Annotated in this window: 14 protein-coding genes; 4 read left to right on the top strand and 10 right to left on the bottom strand. The window is 64.6% G+C overall.

What is annotated here, in order from left to right; genetic code table 11:
* Positions 1 to 21: 21 nt before the first annotated feature.
* From ACYOEI_RS36030 to ACYOEI_RS36040, 3 genes are all read right to left on the bottom strand, one after another.
* Entirely contained in the window at positions 22 to 1,218 is a 1,197-nt protein-coding gene (locus ACYOEI_RS36030; protein ID WP_462855170.1) for a PrnB family protein, read from the bottom strand.
* Between the two features lie 37 nt (positions 1,219 to 1,255).
* Positions 1,256 to 2,149, bottom strand: a complete 894-nt coding sequence (locus tag ACYOEI_RS36035; RefSeq protein WP_462855171.1) for an NlpC/P60 family protein — start codon at positions 2,147 to 2,149, stop codon at positions 1,256 to 1,258.
* Between the two features lie 283 nt (positions 2,150 to 2,432).
* Positions 2,433 to 4,904, bottom strand: coding sequence for a beta-N-acetylhexosaminidase family protein (locus ACYOEI_RS36040; RefSeq protein ID WP_462855172.1), 2,472 nt, complete (start codon positions 4,902 to 4,904; stop codon positions 2,433 to 2,435).
* 468 nt (positions 4,905 to 5,372) lie between these two features.
* Between ACYOEI_RS36040 and ACYOEI_RS36045 the strand changes: the two genes are divergently transcribed.
* From ACYOEI_RS36045 to ACYOEI_RS36060, 4 genes are all read left to right on the top strand, one after another.
* Positions 5,373 to 7,016, top strand: a complete 1,644-nt coding sequence (locus ACYOEI_RS36045; protein ID WP_462855173.1) for a tetratricopeptide repeat protein — start codon at positions 5,373 to 5,375, stop codon at positions 7,014 to 7,016.
* An 81-nt stretch (positions 7,017 to 7,097) separates the two neighbouring features.
* On the top strand, positions 7,098 to 7,973 hold the full coding sequence (locus ACYOEI_RS36050) for a tetratricopeptide repeat protein (protein ID WP_462855174.1): 876 nt from the start codon (positions 7,098 to 7,100) through the stop codon (positions 7,971 to 7,973).
* Positions 7,974 to 8,246: 273 nt separating this feature from the next.
* Complete coding sequence (locus ACYOEI_RS36055; protein WP_462855175.1) at positions 8,247 to 9,479, top strand: 3-dehydroquinate synthase; 1,233 nt, start codon at positions 8,247 to 8,249, stop codon at positions 9,477 to 9,479.
* A gap of 156 nt (positions 9,480 to 9,635) precedes the next feature.
* Complete coding sequence (locus ACYOEI_RS36060) at positions 9,636 to 11,045, top strand: monooxygenase (RefSeq protein ID WP_462855176.1); 1,410 nt, start codon at positions 9,636 to 9,638, stop codon at positions 11,043 to 11,045.
* 177 nt (positions 11,046 to 11,222) lie between these two features.
* Here ACYOEI_RS36060 and ACYOEI_RS36065 read toward each other — a convergent pair whose 3' ends face one another.
* From ACYOEI_RS36065 to ACYOEI_RS36095, 7 genes are all read right to left on the bottom strand, one after another.
* On the bottom strand, positions 11,223 to 12,296 hold the full coding sequence (locus ACYOEI_RS36065; RefSeq protein ID WP_462855177.1) for a hypothetical protein: 1,074 nt from the start codon (positions 12,294 to 12,296) through the stop codon (positions 11,223 to 11,225).
* A 298-nt stretch (positions 12,297 to 12,594) separates the two neighbouring features.
* Positions 12,595 to 13,239 carry an SdpI family protein gene (locus tag ACYOEI_RS36070; RefSeq protein WP_462855178.1) on the bottom strand — a complete coding sequence of 215 codons (645 nt, stop codon included), beginning with the start codon at positions 13,237 to 13,239 and terminating at the stop codon, positions 12,595 to 12,597.
* Entirely contained in the window at positions 13,236 to 13,520 is a 285-nt protein-coding gene (locus ACYOEI_RS36075) for an autorepressor SdpR family transcription factor (protein ID WP_462855179.1), read from the bottom strand. The genes ACYOEI_RS36070 and ACYOEI_RS36075 overlap by 4 nt, the downstream gene beginning before the upstream one ends.
* Before the next feature lie 577 nt (positions 13,521 to 14,097).
* Positions 14,098 to 14,502, bottom strand: coding sequence for a hypothetical protein (locus tag ACYOEI_RS36080; RefSeq protein ID WP_462855180.1), 405 nt, complete (start codon positions 14,500 to 14,502; stop codon positions 14,098 to 14,100).
* Between the two features lie 163 nt (positions 14,503 to 14,665).
* Positions 14,666 to 15,025, bottom strand: coding sequence for a hypothetical protein (locus ACYOEI_RS36085; RefSeq protein ID WP_462855181.1), 360 nt, complete (start codon positions 15,023 to 15,025; stop codon positions 14,666 to 14,668).
* 374 nt (positions 15,026 to 15,399) lie between these two features.
* On the bottom strand, positions 15,400 to 15,993 hold the full coding sequence (locus tag ACYOEI_RS36090) for a chalcone isomerase family protein (RefSeq protein ID WP_462855182.1): 594 nt from the start codon (positions 15,991 to 15,993) through the stop codon (positions 15,400 to 15,402).
* Positions 15,994 to 16,241: 248 nt separating this feature from the next.
* Entirely contained in the window at positions 16,242 to 19,139 is a 2,898-nt protein-coding gene (locus ACYOEI_RS36095) for a sigma-70 family RNA polymerase sigma factor (protein WP_462855183.1), read from the bottom strand.
* Positions 19,140 to 19,165 lie beyond the last annotated feature (26 nt).

Below are 19,165 nucleotides of genomic sequence, written 5' to 3' on the forward strand. Positions count from 1 at the left end.
GGGGGCCGAGGGCTATCGCGGTCAGTCGATCTTGTGGGCTCGAGTCTCCCTGGCGAGTTGGCCGAGCCACTCGAGGTAGAGGGTCCCGCCGGTCCCCCTGGGGTCCTCGACGTATCGTGAAATGTAATCGACGGCGAAGTCGCGGTGGACCTCTCGGAAGGTGGCCAGGGCGTCGATCGCGTCGTTGAACAGGGCCTTGTCGACCTTCTCGCGGACGGAGGGCATGGCCTCGACGCGCCCGATCAGGGCGCGATGCTCGGCCGGCATGAACCTCCGCATGTCGGCCAGGTGATCGGTCAGCCTCGAGCGCTCGTGCGGGATCTTGAGGAAGGCGACGAGCGTCGGGATGACGCTGCTCTGGGCCCCCGTCTCGCCCCGGTGGTTCATCGGGACGGGGTCGACCCCCTCGTACTCGACGTTTTCGAAGAACCGGATGTAAGGCCGGAAGGTCTTGTAGTAGAGCGAAGGGTCCATCTTCTCCGCGATCCGACGGATCACGCGGACCTGTTCCCAGAGCGTCTGGACGATCTGCGTCATCGCCTCGTTCAAGGTCCCCATGTCGTCGATGACCAGGGCCTTCTCCGCCGCGAGGATCGCACCGAGCAACCCCGCCGCCAGCGCCTCGATCTCGACGTGGATGACGATGAACCATCGCTCATCATAGAGATGAACGAAGTTCTGGATCGAGTCGATGTTGCCCAGTGCGATCGGCCCGGCCGGGTCGAAGCGTTTCCAGTTGTAGAGGGCGTAGCCGTCATAGCTCAGGATCGGCGGCCGGCCGAGCCGTTCGCAGACTTCGCAGAGCGGGATGGCGAGGTTCTTCGGCAGGACGTTCGCGGTTTCCTCGCCGACCTGGTGGATGTACGCCGAGGCGAGGAAGGCGACGCGGACGTAGTAAAGCTGAAGCTCGCGAGGGGAAACGTCGCCTTCGGGCAGCACGGGGATCCGGAAGGATCGCGCCCGGCGCCGGAAGCCGCGGTCCTGGAGCAGGCTCGGGAGGTCTTGGCCGAGGGTGTCGAGGGGGGACAGTTCCGAGTCGTCGCCGAACCGGACCAGCGGGTCTTCGGCCGGCAGGAACCCGCGCCGGGCGAAAAGGCTGTCTTTGTCCATGGGAAGCCTTCCAAGAGGAGAGGGGCTACGGACGACGAGCGGCCGCATCATGGAGAGATCCTGGAAGAGTTCGGGCCCGGCCGGGGCTCGGCCGAGCGTCGGTTGCACGAGGATGAGATCCCGAGGCCGGCGGGGGGGAGGCGGCTTATCGGCCGTGGATTTCGAAGACCCGATGCGCGTGGCTGGCGCTCCGGTTGTACCAGGAGTTTTCGCGGAAGGGGCGGAGGTGGACCCCGCACGGGATCAGGTGGCTCTCGGAGTCGCGCGTGTCCTCGCCGTGGCTGTCGATCACCAGGGGGACCCCGTCAGGCGAGCGACCGATGGGGCCGACCCAGAGGACGACGTGGCTGACCGCCCCCGCCCCGCCTCGACTCCGGACGAACAGCAGGTCGCCGGTGCGGAGGGTCTGGATCCGCTCGGCGTAGCCGCCGGGGAGCTCGACCTTGCGGATCGGGGTGGTCCGACCATGCCCGGGCCCCTCGGCCACACGCTCCTGGGCCTGTCGGTGGATATCGCCGCTCATCCGGAGGCCGAAGCCGAGGTTATAAACGAACCCGGTGAGGTTGCTGCAATCGACCCCCTTGCCATTCCGACCGGCGCAGCTCTGGAGCCAAGGCCAGTGGGACGGGGGATTCCAGTCGGGGATGTGGTGGTGCTGGTAGCCATAACCGAGATATCGCGAGGCGACGGCGATCACTCGTTCCCGCTTCTTCTCGACCGGCCAACGCTCGACGCCGGGGGCCGGCGGATACGCCCGCGCGGGGGGGCCCCACGCATGCCAACCCTCGAGCGTCTTGTGCGAATACCAGTGCTCGTGGGCGACCTCGCCCTCGATCCTCGGGTCGCCCCGCTCGCCCTGAATCAGGTCGCCGACCAACTCTTCGAGCGGGAGGGTGAACTCGATCCGATAGGGCGACCGATAAGGCGAGTCCGCCTCGGCGAAGGCCCGGGAGGTCGCCAAGGCCGAGAACGCCGGCGCCCCCGCCGCCATCCTGCCCAAAGCGACGGCGAACATCCGCAAGACGGCCCTTCGGCTCACGGATCCCCTCCCTTTCCCGACCCGCACGGGTCGGACACATATGCCCCGTGGAACGAATTCTGCAAAAGAGACATCCGAGTCTAGCTCAGGCTTGGGCCAAGGTAAACCTTTTGGCCAATATCTCCAAATAGTGAAAATCCGAATGGCAAGACGGGAAAGATACGCTACAAAGGAACAAAGGACATCCGCAAAGAATCCAAAAATAAATTCTCATTCTTTAATTCTTTGTGCCCTTTGTGCCTCTGTGGTGAATCCACCCCGTCTGCTATCCCCCCGCTGAGCCTCATTTCGTCGCCTTGACGAGCCAAACTTCGGCGACTTGACACCCTCGGCCGCTCCCCCCTTGTCCGGGGGCCTGGGTCCATCGGAGCGTCAGATCGCCGTCGGCGGTCGCCTCGGCCGGTACGTCGAACTCGACCGGCCGGGCCGGCTCGGGCTTCTCCATCGGGGGGTGGACTTCGAGGCCGTCGGCTTCGAACCGGATCCGGATCCCGGTCGGGAAGCTATCGCTCGGGTAGACGAGGCGCACGCGGTAGCGAGCCCCGGGGTCGAGGTTCTTGTAGCGGAGCTGGATCGGGGCGTCGTAGAACCCCTGGGCGTAGGCACACCAGGCCAAGGGCCAGCCGGGACGGGCCCCGAACGCGACGCGCGACGATCGGAGGGAATCCGGGTCGAGCGCGAAGCCGGGACCTCGGACGAGGTGTGGCTGACGCGTCGGGTCGCCGAGGTCGTCGTAGAATCCCCCCGGCCCCGAATCGGTCCGATTCACGAGCGCCTCGAGACGGTCACGCCGTTGGTCTTCTTGGCCGAGGTTCCCGATCTCGGCGAAGCGTGCCTGGAACCACTCGCGATCATTCAACGGGGTGTCGATTGCATCAAGATTCGCCCCTCGTCGGACCGCGGCGGCCTTGTATCGTCCCACGCTGAGCTGCATGCGGATGCTCTGGAAGAGGGCCTCGGCGAGCTCGTGGACGCGGGCCCGGCGATCGGGCGACACCGGCCGAGCATCGGCCAGGCCTAAGAGGGCCTCAGCCTCGACCATCGCCGCGCGGGAGCCGAGCCGGTCCGCCCTGCGCAGAGCGTCCTTCGCCCTCGACTCGAGCGCGGTCTCGCGGATCAGCCGATCCCGGACATATGCGTCGTAATAGGCCCGATACAGGCCTTGTTGAAACCGCCAGTTGAGCCGATCCTTGGGGCTCGCGGTGCGCTCGAAGTCGCGGAATTGCTGGAGGGTGGTCTCCACGCCGGCGTTCGTCAGAAGGGGACCTTCCCAGTTCCGCTCGAGCGCGAGAAGCGCCTGGGCGAAGCGGTCCGTATAGGCCTCGCCGAGGAAGTACCTCGAGTATTGCCGCAAGATCTCGATGACCGGGGTGTCGGGGTCCCAACCGAGGCCGCTCCATACGGCCTTGTTGACGTCATCATTGCACCCCTCGGAATAGGTGATGAACCCCACGGCCAGGCCTCGGTTCGCCCGGAAGATGGCGGCCTGCGCCAACGGCCTGGGGTTGATCGGCTCGCGTCCCAGGGTCAGGGCCAGGGCCCGGTCCCAGTCGGGGACGGGGAACTGGCAGTCGAAGGTGTGGGTGATGTCGGGATAAAGCCGGATCGGGTATCGGGCCGGGATGGCGGCGCGGAGCTCGGCGAGGGGGACCCGGACCTGGGGCCCGTGCACGATCCCCTCGAGCCAGGCCGGCTCGTCCCGGAGGAGCGAGCAGAACTCGTCGAGCTTGGGCTGGCTGAACCCCTGGGGCGAGACCCAGATCTTGGCCTCGGGATGGTGGCGGCGGAGCGACTCCGCCTGCGCCTCGAGGAGCTTCATGAGGACCTTAGGCGGCGAATTGCCGGGGTCACCGCCGGGGACGAACAGGGCGTCGAGCCGAGGGAGCCTTTGAAAGAGCTCTGCCCACTCGCGGACCGCGGCGTCCAGGACCTTGGGGTCCGCGTAGTCGACATCCTCGGCCGTGGGATACCAGATGCCAACGTCGAGCCCGTAGTCATCCGCCAGTTTCGACATCCCGACGAGCATCTCCATCGGAGGCCTGGGGAAGTGAGGGCTATCGGAGTCGTCGTCGGAGATCGGCGGCAGGAGCTCGATCGTGTTCGCGCCGAAGACGACGAGGTCGCGGATATAGCGTTCCCACTGGTCGAGGTCCCAGCCGTCATACGAGTTGGTCTTGGGCCGATATCCCAACTGGTGCCCCCGCATCGGCGACTTTGGCGCCGTCGCGACGTGAAAACCCTCGGGCAACTCCACCCGTCCGGCCCCCATCCGGAGTTCGCGGAGCAACCGCCCCACGCCGAAAAGGACCCCTCGCGGATCATTACCGGCCACGACCACGGCCTTGGCGCCGGCCTCCGCCCGGATCGCGAACCCTTCCGCCCCTTCCGGCGGCTTCGCAGCGTCGACCCACGCAAAGAGGTTTGGCCCTTTCACCTTTAACACGGCCCCCTGCCCGACCGCCACCACGGCAAGGCCCTCGCCCTCGGGCCACGTCCTCGTGACGTCCCAGCGGACCCTGCTGCGCGTCTCGACCTCCTCGATCAGGAGCGAGACCGCCTTCTCCTCGGGCCCCGAGAGCCCCTCCGGGACCAGCACGACCGCCCGCGACAGGTCTAGCCCTCGCCCCGTCGACGGGTGAGCCAAATCACCGCCGACCGCACCCACGGTCAACCCAAGCAGGCCGAAAACCACCGCGAGCGGCCACTTGACCCGACCGAAGACTCGGCCAAGATCATCCCCTCGCCCGACTGGCATGCCGCATCTCACGTTCAATCGCCCCCAGACAAGGCACAAACAGAACCCGGCTCATGGGCCGAAGCCTCGAGTGGCCCCTATGGACGCGATTTACCTCGCAAGACTCGAGGAAAGGCCGCCCAAACCCGGGCGCAAGACTATCCCGCAGCCTATCATCCCGCAAGGATCCGTGATTCCGCACAGGGGTGAGTCACCGACCCCTGGAATCTTCCGGATTCGAGCCCGTCCCCGCGCCCTTTGATCCGATCCTCGACGATCCAGGCGCAGAATTGGGATCCCGGACGCTGGCCCTACGCGGTCTTCGGCGTGCCGCCAAAATTCGTCGGGCCCATCCGAATCCGGATTTGCTCGGAGAGTCGACGGTGTTGATCCATAACCACTTCGGAACCGTCGCTGGAATCTGGCATCCATACGTTCTACGATGATTTGGGACGGTCCGAGGCGGATCGAAAACACGGAGCGATCGCGATGAAGTATGCGGCGATGCGGGTATTCGGTCTAGCCTTGGCGTTATCCTTGCTAACGTCAGTCGTCCTGGTTGGTCAGGCGAAGGACCCCTGGATAGGCCGTCGGGTCTTCACTCAATTCGGTACGGCGTTGGGGGCGGGGAAGCCGAACGTCGTTAACGAGGGGGAAGCGAAGGACCTTGCAATCTGGGGAAATGACCGGGGTGCAGCCCGAGTCTACCGTGTCGAGCGTAAAGACGGGGAGCGGTTGTGGCTCCAGGACGAGAACAGCGGTCTCAGCGGATGGGTTCAGGCGCAATACGTCGTGCCCTATGAACAGGCTGTCGATTTTTACACCGGGCTGCTACACTCAAATCCAGACTCATCGACTTACTATTGCAGCAGAGGAATGGTCTGGAAAGCGAAGCAAGAATATAATCTCGCGATTTCGGATTACAACAACGCGATCCGCATCGACCCCAAGAATGAGACGGCGTACGTTTGTCGCGGTAAAGTATGGCACGTGAAAAATGAGAACGACAAGGCGATCACCGACTACAACGAGGCGATCCGCATCAATCCCAAAAATGAGGCAGCGTACCTTTGTCGCGGCATTGCGTGGCATTACAAGGACGACGATGACAAGGCAATCGCCGACTTCGGCGAAGCGATCCGCCTCAACCCTAAGTATGCCTTGGCGTACACCAATCGCGGCACGACATGGCTAGCCAAGAAGGACAACGACAAATCGATCACCGATTACAACGAGGCGATCCGACTCGACCCAAAGTTCGCGATGGCATATAATAATCGGGGCCACGCGTGGTATACCAAGGAGGCGTACGACAAGGCGATCGACGACCTCGACGAGGCGATCCGACTCGACCCAAAGTTCGCGCTGACGTACCTCTATCGCGGCCTGGCGTGGCATGCCAAGGGGGAGTACGACAAGGCGATCGCCGACGACAACGAGGCGATCCGACTCGACCCAAAGGATTCCATGGCACACGTCAATCGCGGCCGGGCGTGGCATGCCAAGGGAGACTATGACAGAGCAATCGCGGAGTACGGCGAGGCAATCCGCCTCGACCCTAAGTATGCCGTAACGTACAGAAATCGTGGTCTGGTGTGGCATATCAAACAGGACGACAACAAGGCAATCGCCGACTACTGCGAGGCGATCCGACTCGACCCCAAGAATGCTGTGGTGTATAACGATCTCGGCCTGGCATGGCAGGCCAAGAGAGAGTACGACAAGGCGATCCCCAACTACAATGAGGCGGTCCGCCTCAACCCCAAGTATGCTCGGGCTTACGCCAATCGAGGCTTGTTGTGGGATGCCAAGAAAGACTACGACAAGGCGATTGCCGACTACAACGAGGCGGTCCGTGTCGATCCCAAATCGGGCTATGCTTACAAAGTGGTTGCGCGATTTTTGGTGAGCTGTCCCGACGCGAAGTACAGGGACGGACGCAAGGCGATCGAGTCCGCGACGCGCGCCTGCGAACTTGGCAACTGGGAGGATTGGGCTTCCGTCAACACTCTCGCGGCGGCATATGCAAGGTCGGGGGATTCCGCGAAGGCGGCCGAGATGAGGGAGAAGGCAGCCAGGTTACACCACGTGAACGCCGATCGTGATTATTTGTTTTTAGATACACTTAAATGAAATATTTTTTACAAAACAGGCCTTAAATACTTCTCGCGAGAGACAAGATCCGATTGCAGACTTCGAACGAGCGAGGCATCGATGAAGGTCCGGACTATTGGCTTCTTTGCGATTCTACTGGCGATGACCAGCCTCGTCGGGGCCGATGAGTTCGATCAATGGGTCGGAAGGCGCGTCTTTACTCCGTACGCCAAAGACCGAGCGATCGCCCATGTCTATCGGGTCGACAAGACCCAAGGCGAGCGACTCTGGCTCGTTTCGGAGACCACCGGGAACGGTCGCTGGGCACGAGCCAAGTACGTCGTCCCGTACGAAGAAGCGATCGAGTTTTACTCGAGAGCGATCCAGTCCAGACCCCAACCCAACTATTATATATCGAGAGGAATGGCCTGGATCGATCAGGGACGGACGGATCTGGCGATCACCGACTATGACGGGGCGATCGATCTCGATCCCGAGGATCCCAGGATTTATCTCCTCCGAGCCTACGCCAGGATCTCCAGGAAGGAACTCGAGACGGCCATCGCCGATCTCGATGAGGCGATCCGACTCGAACCCGAATCCTCCACCGCCTACAACACTCGAGGCCAGGTTCGGTATTCGCTGGAGCAATACGGCAAGGCGATCCCGGACTACCTCGAAGCCATCCGCCTCGATCCGACGGATCCCGCCAAGCACAACGGCCCGGCCTGGCTGTGGGCGACCTGTCCCGATCCCGAGTTCCGAAATGGGAAGAAAGCGGTCGAGTCGGCCTTACGTGCATGCGAGTTGAGCGGTTGGAAAGAGGCAGCCTTCCTCGACACCCTGGCCGCTGCCTATGCCGAAGCGTCCGATTTCACGAAGGCCGCCGAATGGCAGGGAAAGGCGCTCGAGCTTTGTGCATTTCAGCTTCAACCCTCTTTCAAGGAACGCCTGAACCTGTATCTCGAGAAGAAGCCATACCGAGAGTCGGAGTGACGATCGGATGTCGCCCCGAACTCTCCTTGTGGATCGTCATCAACTCGCCAGCCTCGCAAGTCCTTGCTCGAGGGATTCTCGGCCGGTTCGACACAGTCGGTGTCACGTCACCGCAGGTCAAACGCCCCGATCGATGACCGGACTGGGTCCTCGACCGGGGGCGGAATGGGGGATATACTTAACCGGTTCGCCACTTGCCCCCCGGAGCCGGAATCCCATGGTCCGGCCTGAGGAAATCGCCCGCCTCGTAGGTACCAGGGAAGTTTTGGGACGATGACCAACGAACTCGATCCGACCCGTGCCGAGGTGCATTTCGCACCCGCGTTCGTCCATCGGCTGCATTTCACCGGGGACGTCCTCGGCGAGGACCAGGGCGTCCTGGCGGGCCTGCTCGAGCCCTCGGAAGGCCGGGTGGCGCGGGTGCAGTTCTGGGTCGATGACCGGGTGATGAACGCCCAGCCGGAGCTCCGCCAGAAGCTCCGGGCGTTCGGCTCGGCCTATCCCGGGCGGATCGAGCTCGTCGGGAACGTGCAGGTCGTCGAGGGGGGCGAGGCGGTCAAGAACGACATTCACATTCTTGAGCGCATGCTCAAGGTCTTCAACGCCGCCGATCTCGACCGGCGGAGCTACGTCGCGGTGATCGGCGGCGGGGCGGTCCTCGACGCGGTCGGGTTCGCGGCGGCGATCGCCCATCGAGGGCTTCGGCTCGTGCGGCTCCCGACCACCACTCTCGGCCAGGCCGACTCGGGGGTCGGGGTCAAGAACGGGGTCAACCTGTTCGGCAAGAAGAACTGGCTGGGGGCGTTCGCCGTCCCCTGGGCGGTCGTCAACGACTCGGCGCTCCTGGCCTCGCTCCCGGACCGCGACTTCATCTGCGGGTTCTCCGAGGCCGTGAAGGTCTCGCTCCTCAAGGATCCGGCGATGTTCGCCGAGTTGTGCCGGACGGCCGACGCGATTCGCCGCCGCGACCTGTCGGCGGCCTTGCCGACGATCCGGGCCTCGGCCGAGTGGCACCGGACGCACATCACCCGAGGGGGAGATCCGTTCGAGTCGCGCGAGGCCCGGCCCCTCGACTTCGGCCACTGGTCGGCCCACAAGCTCGAAGCGATGACTGACTTCCAGGTCCGCCATGGCGAGGCCGTGGCGATCGGCGTCGCGGTCGACTCCATCTACTCCTCGCTCGCCCTCGGGTTCCCTCGCGAGGACGCCGACCGCGTGGTGAACGGCCTGCTCGACCTGGGCTTCTCCCTCGACCACCCCGCGCTCGAGGATACCGAGAGCCTCTTCCGAGGCCTCGAGGAATTCCGCCAGCACCTCGGCGGCCGGCTCACGCTGACGATGCTCCGAGGCGTCGGCGACCCGGTGGACGTGCATGAGGTGGACCGGCCTCGGATGCTCGAGGCGATCCGGTCGCTCAAGGGAGTCGGGAGCCCCTGGCCCTACCCCGAGACGCCGCTTGTCCGCAAAGACCCTGCGCACGACGCCTTCTTCGCCCCGATGGATTGAGGCGAAATAATCTGAGAATCGGAGAATTGGAAGTGGATTTTGGGGCGGCGCGCCGGCTATGATGGTGATGTTGGCGATTCCGCACGCCGACGGTGCGGGCCAATTCACGGCCACGTCTTCGGCCGACACTTCGCGGTTCCGAGATCGAACTCCAATATGGGTTTCATGCGCTGGGACGCCCAGCGGGGGCGGCCGATCTCGGCCGGTCTCGCGGTCGTGGCTGGGATGCTCTCGTCACTCGCCTCGTCTTCGCCGGGAGGGACGCCCGGGGGCCTGATCGACCCGCCGACATTCACGAAGGATGTCGCCCCGATCTTGAACAAGTACTGCCGGTCCTGCCATCGTCGAGGCCAAGTCGGCCCATTCCCGCTCGAGACGTATGAGCAGGCGCGGAAGCGGGCCGACGACATCGCGGCGACCGTCGAGGGGCGGCACATGCCCCCGTGGAAGGCCAAGCCTGGCATCGGCCCTAAACTCAAATTCGACGGGGCGTTACCCACGGCTGCGATTGCCACCCTCTCCGACTGGGCGAAGGCCGGGGCGCCTCGCGGCGAGGGCTCGGCGATGCCGCCGGCGCCGCTCCACCCGCCGGCCGGGTCCGAACACGGGTGGGCGCTCGGGACGCCCGATATTGTCGTCGAGATGACGGAGCCGTTCACGATACCGGCCGACGGGCCGGACCTCTCCCGCTGCTTCGTGATCCCGACCAACCTACCGGACGACGTCTACGTCGGGGCGATCGAGTTCCGGCCGGGAAATGCCCGCGTCGTGCATCACACGATGGCGTTCGTCGAGACCGCGGGCGAAGGGCGGAAGAAGGATCGGGGAGAGTCCGGGCCGGGCTACTCGAGCTTCTCGGGGGCGGGCGTGCCCGTCCAGGGCGACCTCGGGGGTTGGGCGGCCGGGAACCATCCGAAGCAGTTGCCCGACGGCATCGGGCGACTGCTCCCCCGCAAGGCCGACGTCATCCTGCTGATCCACTACCACCCCAGCGGCAAGATCGAGCGTGACCGGTCTAAGATCGGGCTCCACCTCTGCCGGACCCCGGTCAAGCAGACGCTCCACTGGAACGGCGCGAGCAACCTGGAATTCCGACTCCCCGCCGGCCACTCCAAGGTCGAAGTCCGCGCGACCTGGCACGTGCCGGTCGACGTCGAGGCGCTCGCCGTCACCCCGCACATGCACCACCTCGGGCGGGACATGACCATGTCGGTCACCTTCCCCGGCGGCCTGACCGAAGACCTCATCTCGATCCGAGACTGGGATCCCGCCTGGCAACATACGTATGATTTTGAAAAACCGATGTACATTCCCAAGGGCTCGGTCGTCAAGGTCGTCGCCCACTTCGACAACTCGTCCGAGAACCCTCGCAACCCCCACCAGCCTCCCAAGCTCGTGACGTGGGGCGAAGGGGCCAATGATGAGATGTGCATCGGCTACATCGCCGTGGTCAAGAACGGGCAGGACCTGACTCGGCCCGGGGAGAAGGACGACCTGTTCGACATCTTCGTGAAGCAACGTCAGAACGGGCGGGATCGTCGGTTGAGGGCAAGCCGGGGGAGGTGAGATCCATCGGTGAGGTATCGGGCTGGAAGGCGAAGGGAAGTTTTAGCCAAGGATGGAACACGGATAACGCAAAGGCGAAAACGAATCCGTAAATGACACCAATCGAATAAAAGGTTAATCCTTGGCAGAGATAAAACCCGGCGTTTCTTCAACGCCGGGTTTCGAGTTGGAGCGGGGTTATTGGGAGTCGCGGGAATGGGCTTGGAGCTGCTCCCAGTTCATGTTCTTGAAGATATTCTTGGCGGCGGAGCGGAGGCCTTCGCCGGACTTGTCGGTGACGCCGGGGGCGGGAGGGGCCGGGGGGCCGCCGGCGGCGTCGGCGATGCGGGCGAGGGTCGGGGCGAGGTTGGCGTAGAGCTGCATCTGGCGATCCGACGTCGCGGGCCCGAAGCGCAGGTTATAGGACTGCATGAAGGCGATGAGCTGGCCGACGGTCCGCTCCTTCCCCTCCTCGAGATCGGTCAGGATCTTCTTCATGCTCGGGTCGTTGAGCAGCCGTGACAGGCTGGCGAGCGTGATGAAGTAGGTCTGCGAGTCCGAGTAGCCGGGGTCGAAGTTCGCCGTGTTCTTGACGAATTTGGCGCGGAAGGTTTCGATCGCCGACTTGAGCTGCTTCATCGTCTTCGGCGAGACACTCCCCTTGGCGTCTTCCTTGATGGCGGCCTCGACGGCCTGGTGCAGGGTGTTACGCTCTTCGGCGTACATCGGGTCCATCAGGTTCGCCGGGAGCGAGTCCTTGGCCAGCATCTCGTCGAGGCAGACGGTCAGGGCCTCGGTGTCCCACTCGAAGGGGATCTCGCGGATCGCGGACGGAGAGATCGGGGCGTCGGCCCGGGCGGACTTGGAGACGCCGGGATCCTGGTCGTAGATCCGCGCCATGATCGCGTTGAGCGTGGTGCCGTCGAAGAGCTCGGCGCGGGCGACCCGTTCGTCGCGCTCGGCACCTCGGCGGGCGTCGTCCTTGCTCTGATCTTCGCGCAAGGCCTGCTGGCGGGCGCGGAGGGCCTTGTTCCACTTGAGCATCGTGTCAAGGTTGATCGCCTGAGCCTTGGCGTCCTCGACCTCGTAGACACCCTGGCCTCGGGCATAGGAACCGAGCCCGGCCATGTACCCGGACGCGGGGTCGGCCCCCCAACCTCCGAACCCGTAGCCGCCGTATCCCGAGGGATAGTACATCTGGGCCTGGGCACTCGGGGCCATCGCGGCCAGGCCGATGAGCAAGCCGAACGCGATCCGGTAATTCTGACGCATCTCGTGAAATCCTCCAGGAGTCAAGTCTGAGGCGCGAACGTGACGCCGACACCACAACCTTAGGACGGGGGCGTCCCGGGTGGCCGGGGTCGATGGCACAATCGTAAGTGGTCGCGAAAGTTACCTCCCCTATTAGGATCCGAGGCCCGGAACTTCCGAACAAGAGTACAGTGAACGATTTTCCGAATTTCAGCGATCTTTCCACGCGCCTCGCGAAAAATCCGCTAGGTCCAACCCGATCGTGAATCCACCAGCAAGGCACGAAGAGCGCCAGAAAGCCCGAGAGAGATTCGGGCTCTCAGACCTCGCCTCGCCGCTCGAGCTGCTTGTAGCGGACGGCCGAGTAGACGATCGGGATCAACACGATCGGCACCAATGAGACGAGGCCCACCAGCGGGTAACCCGCCAGGGACGCCGCCGCTCCGAACAGGCCGCCGCCGAAGAACAACCAGGCGGCGAGCCTGTGGGTGTCGTTCCAGACCCGTTCGCTGGCGAGTGTCCAGGGGACGCGGACCCCGACGAAGAAGTTCCGCCGCACCTTGCCCATGACGTTCCCCATCAACCCCAGGCCCAGAAGGACCCCCGCCACGACGACCCTGGTGACGTCGACTCGATAGCCCAGCGCGGCCGTCAAGGCGACGGCGTGGATGAAGCTCATCATGGCGAGGACCACGACCACGATGTAGCCGTAGGTCGCCCGGAACCCGTCCAGCCCGAACTGGCCGGGCGAGAGCCAGGGGAGCGCGGAGAACATGAGGAGCATCCCCACGAGCATCGCCGGCAGGAGAAACGCCGCGAGCCCCTTCGAGCCGAAGCCGTCCGCCTGCCCCTGGAGGTTCCAGTGGATCGGCACCCGCTCGGGGAGCATCCCATAGACGACCGCCGACCCGACGAACACCGCCACGACCAACCCCGACGCAACGAGCCAGGCACCCCGACTCATGGAACGCTCCTCCCGCCCCCGCCTTCCTCCCCGAACAGGCCGTGGATCCAGACGAGGGCGTCCTGGACCACCGTCGTGTCGAGCGTGTAATAGATCTGCTTCCCCTCGCGCCGACTCCGGACCAGCCCCGCGTCCTTCAAGACCGCGAAGTGATGCGAGACCGAGGGCTTGCTCATATCGAACGAGTCCGCCAATTCGCCCGCGGTCTTCTCCCCGGCGCGGAGCAGCCGAAGGATCTCCCGGCGGGTCGGGTCGGAGAGGGCCTTGAAGACCTCGTTCATCGACCTCCCCTTTCTATCCTTCGTCCGTCGGTCGCCTTCATTTAGAATGTCTTCTAATTGTCGTCGCCGATCAAGACCCTAGGGCGGTTCACGCACGCGTTACGCACTGCGGAGGAAAACGGGGACTGGCTCCCGGCCGGGTCAGGCTGGGCCCCTTACGGATCAACTTCGAGGTCGGGTGCCTGTTCCCATTTTCCGGGCCGTCGCCGTCCGCTGCGGCGGAAACGGGGACAGGCCCCCGTTTCCGCCTCCGCTCTCGGATCAATCGACACGTCGTGCCCTGTGCCAGTCGCACGTTAGCCGCTCTAAGCGCGGTCACTCGGCGAGCTTCTCGGATCTGCACACCGCGAAGGGGGTTGAGGAATTGTCAGGTATTGTGGTGGGGAAGTGAAGGCTGGGCGGGGAAGGGTTGAAGGAGCCGAATCCGACGACCTCGGGCGCATCCGAGTCCAGCAGGGAAGGCAAGATTTACAGACGATCGCTCCGCCTCTGCTCAACACGTCCACTGTCGTCCGCGTCTCGGTCTATTCCGTGATCTGAAGGTCGAGCCCGACCAGATCGTTCACTTCACTTCGATTTATATCGCATCGGCCACGGTCAGGCGGTCGTAGACGTGGATATCGCGGCGGATGATCCAGATCGGTTCGCTCCCTGGCAGGGACTTGGCGAGGCGAGAACGACAAGCGTCGGCTTCTTCCCGCGTGGCGAACCGAAGGAGAAGTCCATCCTCTTGGTCCAGGTCGGAAGCCCCCTGTTCCAACATCGCCGCGTTCACGACTTCGGGTTCGAACGGATCGGATGATCGCAAGCCGGCGATGATCTGGTAAGGCAGCATCCCCGCTGCCGTGGCCTCCGGCACAGTCAGCCCGCTGGCGAGTGCAATCTTCTCACGAACTTCCTTGCCCTCGGCCCGCTCATACGCCTGCAGGATGATCGAGGATCGTTCCTCCAGTGCGACGTCGGCCCACTCGTCCCAGATCACCGTTACGCGTGCTTTCTTGGTCACATATTCCTGTTCGTAGACGAGAGGCTGCCCAAAATCGCGTCAATTCTTCAGCTCCGCGGCCAACTTGGCGACAAGACCCGCCTTTGCCGAATTGATCGCAGACTGGACTTCGATTCCTTTCCGAGGCATGTAAGTGGTCTCAGAGAGAGTCCAGGTTGACCAAGAGCCATTCCGCGGCGAGGCGGACCTTCGTGACTTCGTACTGGTAGGCCAGATTAATATGATATCGTAACGACTCGTTCCACAACTCACCGATACGCTGGCCACACACCTGGATCTCTTGGGAGGTCGTCTGGGGCAGAACCTTCCCCGGGGTGGCGGCACGCTCCGCGACGAGAAGTTCCGCCCACGCGCGGACGTTGTGCCCGGCACCATGGCCAGGCCACGCGATCATCCGAACCGTGCGAGCGTGATGAATCGCGGGTTGGAGATGGGTGCCCCATGCGATCGGAGTCGTTTCCGAGAGCGTCAGGGAGAAATAGGCCGCTTTGAGACACATTTCGGCACAATATCCCCACAGATAAATCGCTCCAGTCTTTCTCCCTTGCACGGCGAGCGAGAGTCCATCGTCGTATCGCATGCGTGCCGTCGCTCGGAATTCCCGGATGCATTCGGGGCGCCATCGCTGCAAGAGACGCTTCGGCACGCTCGGGTTCCTGCGAGGAGTCCACCGTAAACGGATCGCCCGAAGAACCTGAACAGATGGTCCTCAAACTATCATCGTAGCCAACAGCGACGGCCCCTACAAGGCGTCCGGGATAAAAGCTCAATCGCGGTCCTACGTTGCCAATAGGCGACCGCGGTCGATCCGAGGTCCACGACGGAACCCGGCCACTTCGATACTTGAGCAATTTCCAATAACAAGGTCATACTTTACAGACGAGAGCTCAGGCCGGTGCGGATGGCGACGCCGAGGTTCTTGGGGCCGAGGTAGACCGACCAGATCGCCTGGGCGAAGGGGACGCTCTCGATCACCATGCCGGGGTGGTTGTCGATCTGGCAGCCGAGGCCGCGGCCGGGGACGTAGGTGAGCCAGAGATGTCCGCCTTGCTTGGCGGGGTTGGCCACGAAGTAGTTTTCGAGCTTCGCGAGCTCGGCGGCGAACGCGGGCTCGGGGTTGTTCATCGCGATCGACTCGCGGAACGACTTGGCCATCGTCCGGCCGTCGACCTCGCGTTCGAAGACGAGGTGGAGGATCTTGGCCGCGGAGACGTTGGCCAGGGTGCCGGCGTCCGGGATCTTGATCCCTTCCTGGACGTAGCTGGCGATCGAGTAGACGCTGAAACCGTACTTGGTCCGCAAGACGGCGCCGGTGAGCGCGAAACGGACGTGCTTCCCGTTGACCTGGGTCTCGACCGAGGTGGGGTAGCGGGTCTTGCTGCCGCTGACCTTCACGTACTCGGCGGCCTCGACGCCGCACGCGAGCAGCCCGATCAGGGCCACGGCCAGAACTCGACGAGTGTTCATGGGATCCTTCCCTTCCTGTCAGGTTGACCGCGATGGAGAATCCGTCGCTTCGAGGCCAATCCAGAGCCTCGGCCGGTCGCCGGCCCCGCGAAGGGCCGGCCCTCGACGTGCTGGGCGAGAGATCGATCGTCGGTTGGGGGGGACTGGCCCTCGCGAGAGGGCATCGATCACCGTCAACGGGACGTCCACCCGACGATTCTTCCCGCCCGGACGCCCGCTCGATTCCCCTCGATCCGTGTCAACCTCTTTCAAGGATTGGCTTTCTGAGCGGGAGGGATGGACCGAACGTCGCCCAGATCACGCGTCTCGCCGGGCTCGAGTACGACGCGGTCGATCACCACGCCGAAGCCCCCTTTCGCGGCGTTCTCGCCCACGGCGCTCGCCGAGTAGGCCTGGCCGGGGACGAGCGCGTCGAGGCGGAATCGGCCATCGGCGTCGGTCTTGATCTCGGGCACGGAGCCGCGTTCCGGATCGTCGCGCGTCTTCCGCCAGTCGACATCCGACAGGTCGACTCTCGGGCGTGGCCGACCTTCGGCGTCGACCAGTCGCCCCGCAATCGTGCCCCAGGGTTGGAGCCGGACCGAATAAGGCTCGGGCTCGTCGCCCTTTGCCAGGAGGAATCCGACGAGCTTCCGGTCGTCCTGGCGGAAGACGAACCGGCGGGGACGCATCGGATTCAGTCGGGACACCGTCAGCAGGCCCGGCTCGGCGGTCGCCTCGGCCCCGTCGGCCTTCACGCCGTCGAGGGCCTTGCCGTCGGGGCCAGCGACGCGAACCTGGCGCGGTCGGTCACGTTCCAGGATGACTTCGCGACTCAACGGGGCCGATCCTTCGGCCGGATTGACCAGGACAATGGCGCTGAACTGGTCCTGGGGCGTCCCGGCCATGTCACCTCCCATCGTGACGTAGAGGATCTGCCGGTCCCCGAACCTCTGGTCGGAGAACGCTCCCGGAGTCTTCACGTCCTTGAAGAACTCCTGGGGGTCGACGCAGGCCGGGCGGAAGATCCCCTCTCCAGTCCAAACCTGGACGGCGCCGGGGCCGGGGAAGACGCCCAGGGTGTAAGTCCCGTCGGGGCCCTCGACTCCCCAGCTGTACGATCCCCAACCGTTGATCGGTGCAAGCCCCCGGACCACATCGGCGTGCGGATTGGGGCTGATCGCCTGATAGCCGACGGCCGCCCCCGTCACGGGCTTCCCCGTGGCCCCGTCGATGACCGTGAGCCGGAACAGGACCCCCGCCACACAATCCACGTCCGCACGGATCGGCTCCAGGCCGACGGCGTCCGAGATTCGCGAGCACGTCACGAAGTAAGGGGGCTTCTTCCAGGCCGACACGCACAGCGGATAGCTCTCCCCTTTGGGAAAGCCCGCCAGGTGGTAGCGGCCTTCGTGATCGGTGACCGTGCTGAGGTTCATACCGGCGCCCACGACATCCACCCCGGCGAGGGGCTCGCGCGTGTGTTTGTCGCGAACCACCCCGGTGAGAGCACGGCCGGGGGGCGTGAGGTGGTCGAACGTCGCCCCATAGACCTTGATGGGCCCTGAGGCCTCCCCACGAGGGCTGACGACCGGGTCGGAGCGACGTGTCATCACCGAGATCAGCCCGCTGGCGATCGATGGCCCTTCGACCCCGAGCATGACGAGCCGCTCTCGGCCGATTCCCGCCATGCGGAATCGCCCCTCGGCATCGGTCGTCACGCTCGCAGGCTGGCCGGGGAGCCCGGGCCCCGCCCCGAACCTTTTCCTGGGGCTGCGGTTCGAAGCCGTGAACGGATCCTCTCGGACGAGCTTGAGGTAGGGGTCGAGGTTGCCCTCCACTTCGGCCATGACCTCTTTCAGGGAGATCTTCGCCCCGACCACGGGCCGCCCCTGGAGGTCGAGGACCCGGCCCACGATCGGCACGTCGTCCGGGATGAGCCGGAGCGTCAGCTCGGCGTCGGAGGGCGTGCGAATGTCGACCCAGTCGGGCCCGAAACCTTCGGCGGTCGCGACCAGAGGCATGGTCACGAAGGGGGGACGGCCGATTAGGCCGTCGAGCAAGGACTTCGGGACTGCCACTCGGAAACGACCTTCCGCGTCCGACCGCCCTTGCGGTTGAATGAGAGACTTCTCAGTCTTGGTGTCGGGGACGAGGAGATGGAGTGACACCCCGGACTTCGGCCGGCCTTCCGGGTCGAAGACTCGGCCGCGATAGCTCACGACAGCTTCGGGTCCCGTCTCGGATGACATGTCCTTCCTCCCCGTCGCGGACTTCGACTCAGGGGGGGAGCCCTGCTCGACCACAGGGGTCTTCGCCTCCGGCGGATCGTTGAAGGCGTCTTTCCCGAAGGCAACCAGGCCCATCGCCGTCATCGCGACGAGGACCGAGTACACCAGCGCCGACCTTATCGCCCCCCAAAGCATTCCCCCGAGAGCCTTCTCGGCGAGCGCCTTCGCTTTCAGGCTCGACGACGCCTGTAACGCCGAATCCGCCAGCGTCTTGCGGACGTCCGCCGACGCCTGGGACGCCAGCAGTGACCCCAGCGCCCCTCCTGCGAGCGTGACCCCTCGTCGGGTCAACCGGGCCCGCATGAGCGAGCGGGCCCGCGCGAGCCGACTCCCGACCGTGCCGACCGACCAGCGGAGATGATCGGCGACCTCCTCATAGGTCAGGCCTTCGAGGTAGCAGAGCACGATCGGGGCCCGAAACCGCTCCGGCAATCGGTCGATCTCCTCGTGGACGATCGGCCGAAGGTCCGCATCGGGCATGGAGGACAAATCGGCGGCCGACTCGTCCTTGCTCCCCTGGACCTCCATCGTCCGGCGTCGCAGGCCGTCGCTGTTGGCCTGCACCGCGATCCGGCAGGCGACCCGGTGCAGCCAGCTCCCCAGCGAACCGTCGACCCGGATCGTCCCCGCCTTCCGCGCCAGCACCAGGAACGTCGCCTGGAAGGCATCCTCGGCGTCGTCCGAATTCCTCAAGACTCCTCGGCAGGTCGACAGGACCATCGCCCCGTGTCGCGCCACCATCGCCTCGAAAGCGGTCTCGTCCCGGTGGACGACGAACCGATCAAGGAGCTGCGCGTCCGACTGCCCCGAGGCCGTCCCCTCGTTGAATAGCCTGTCGAGTTGCCGCAAGGCGATGCCGAGTTGTCCGCTGATCATGGGAACCGACCCCCTCAAGGAAGAAA

This window comes from Singulisphaera rosea (assembly GCF_054877945.1).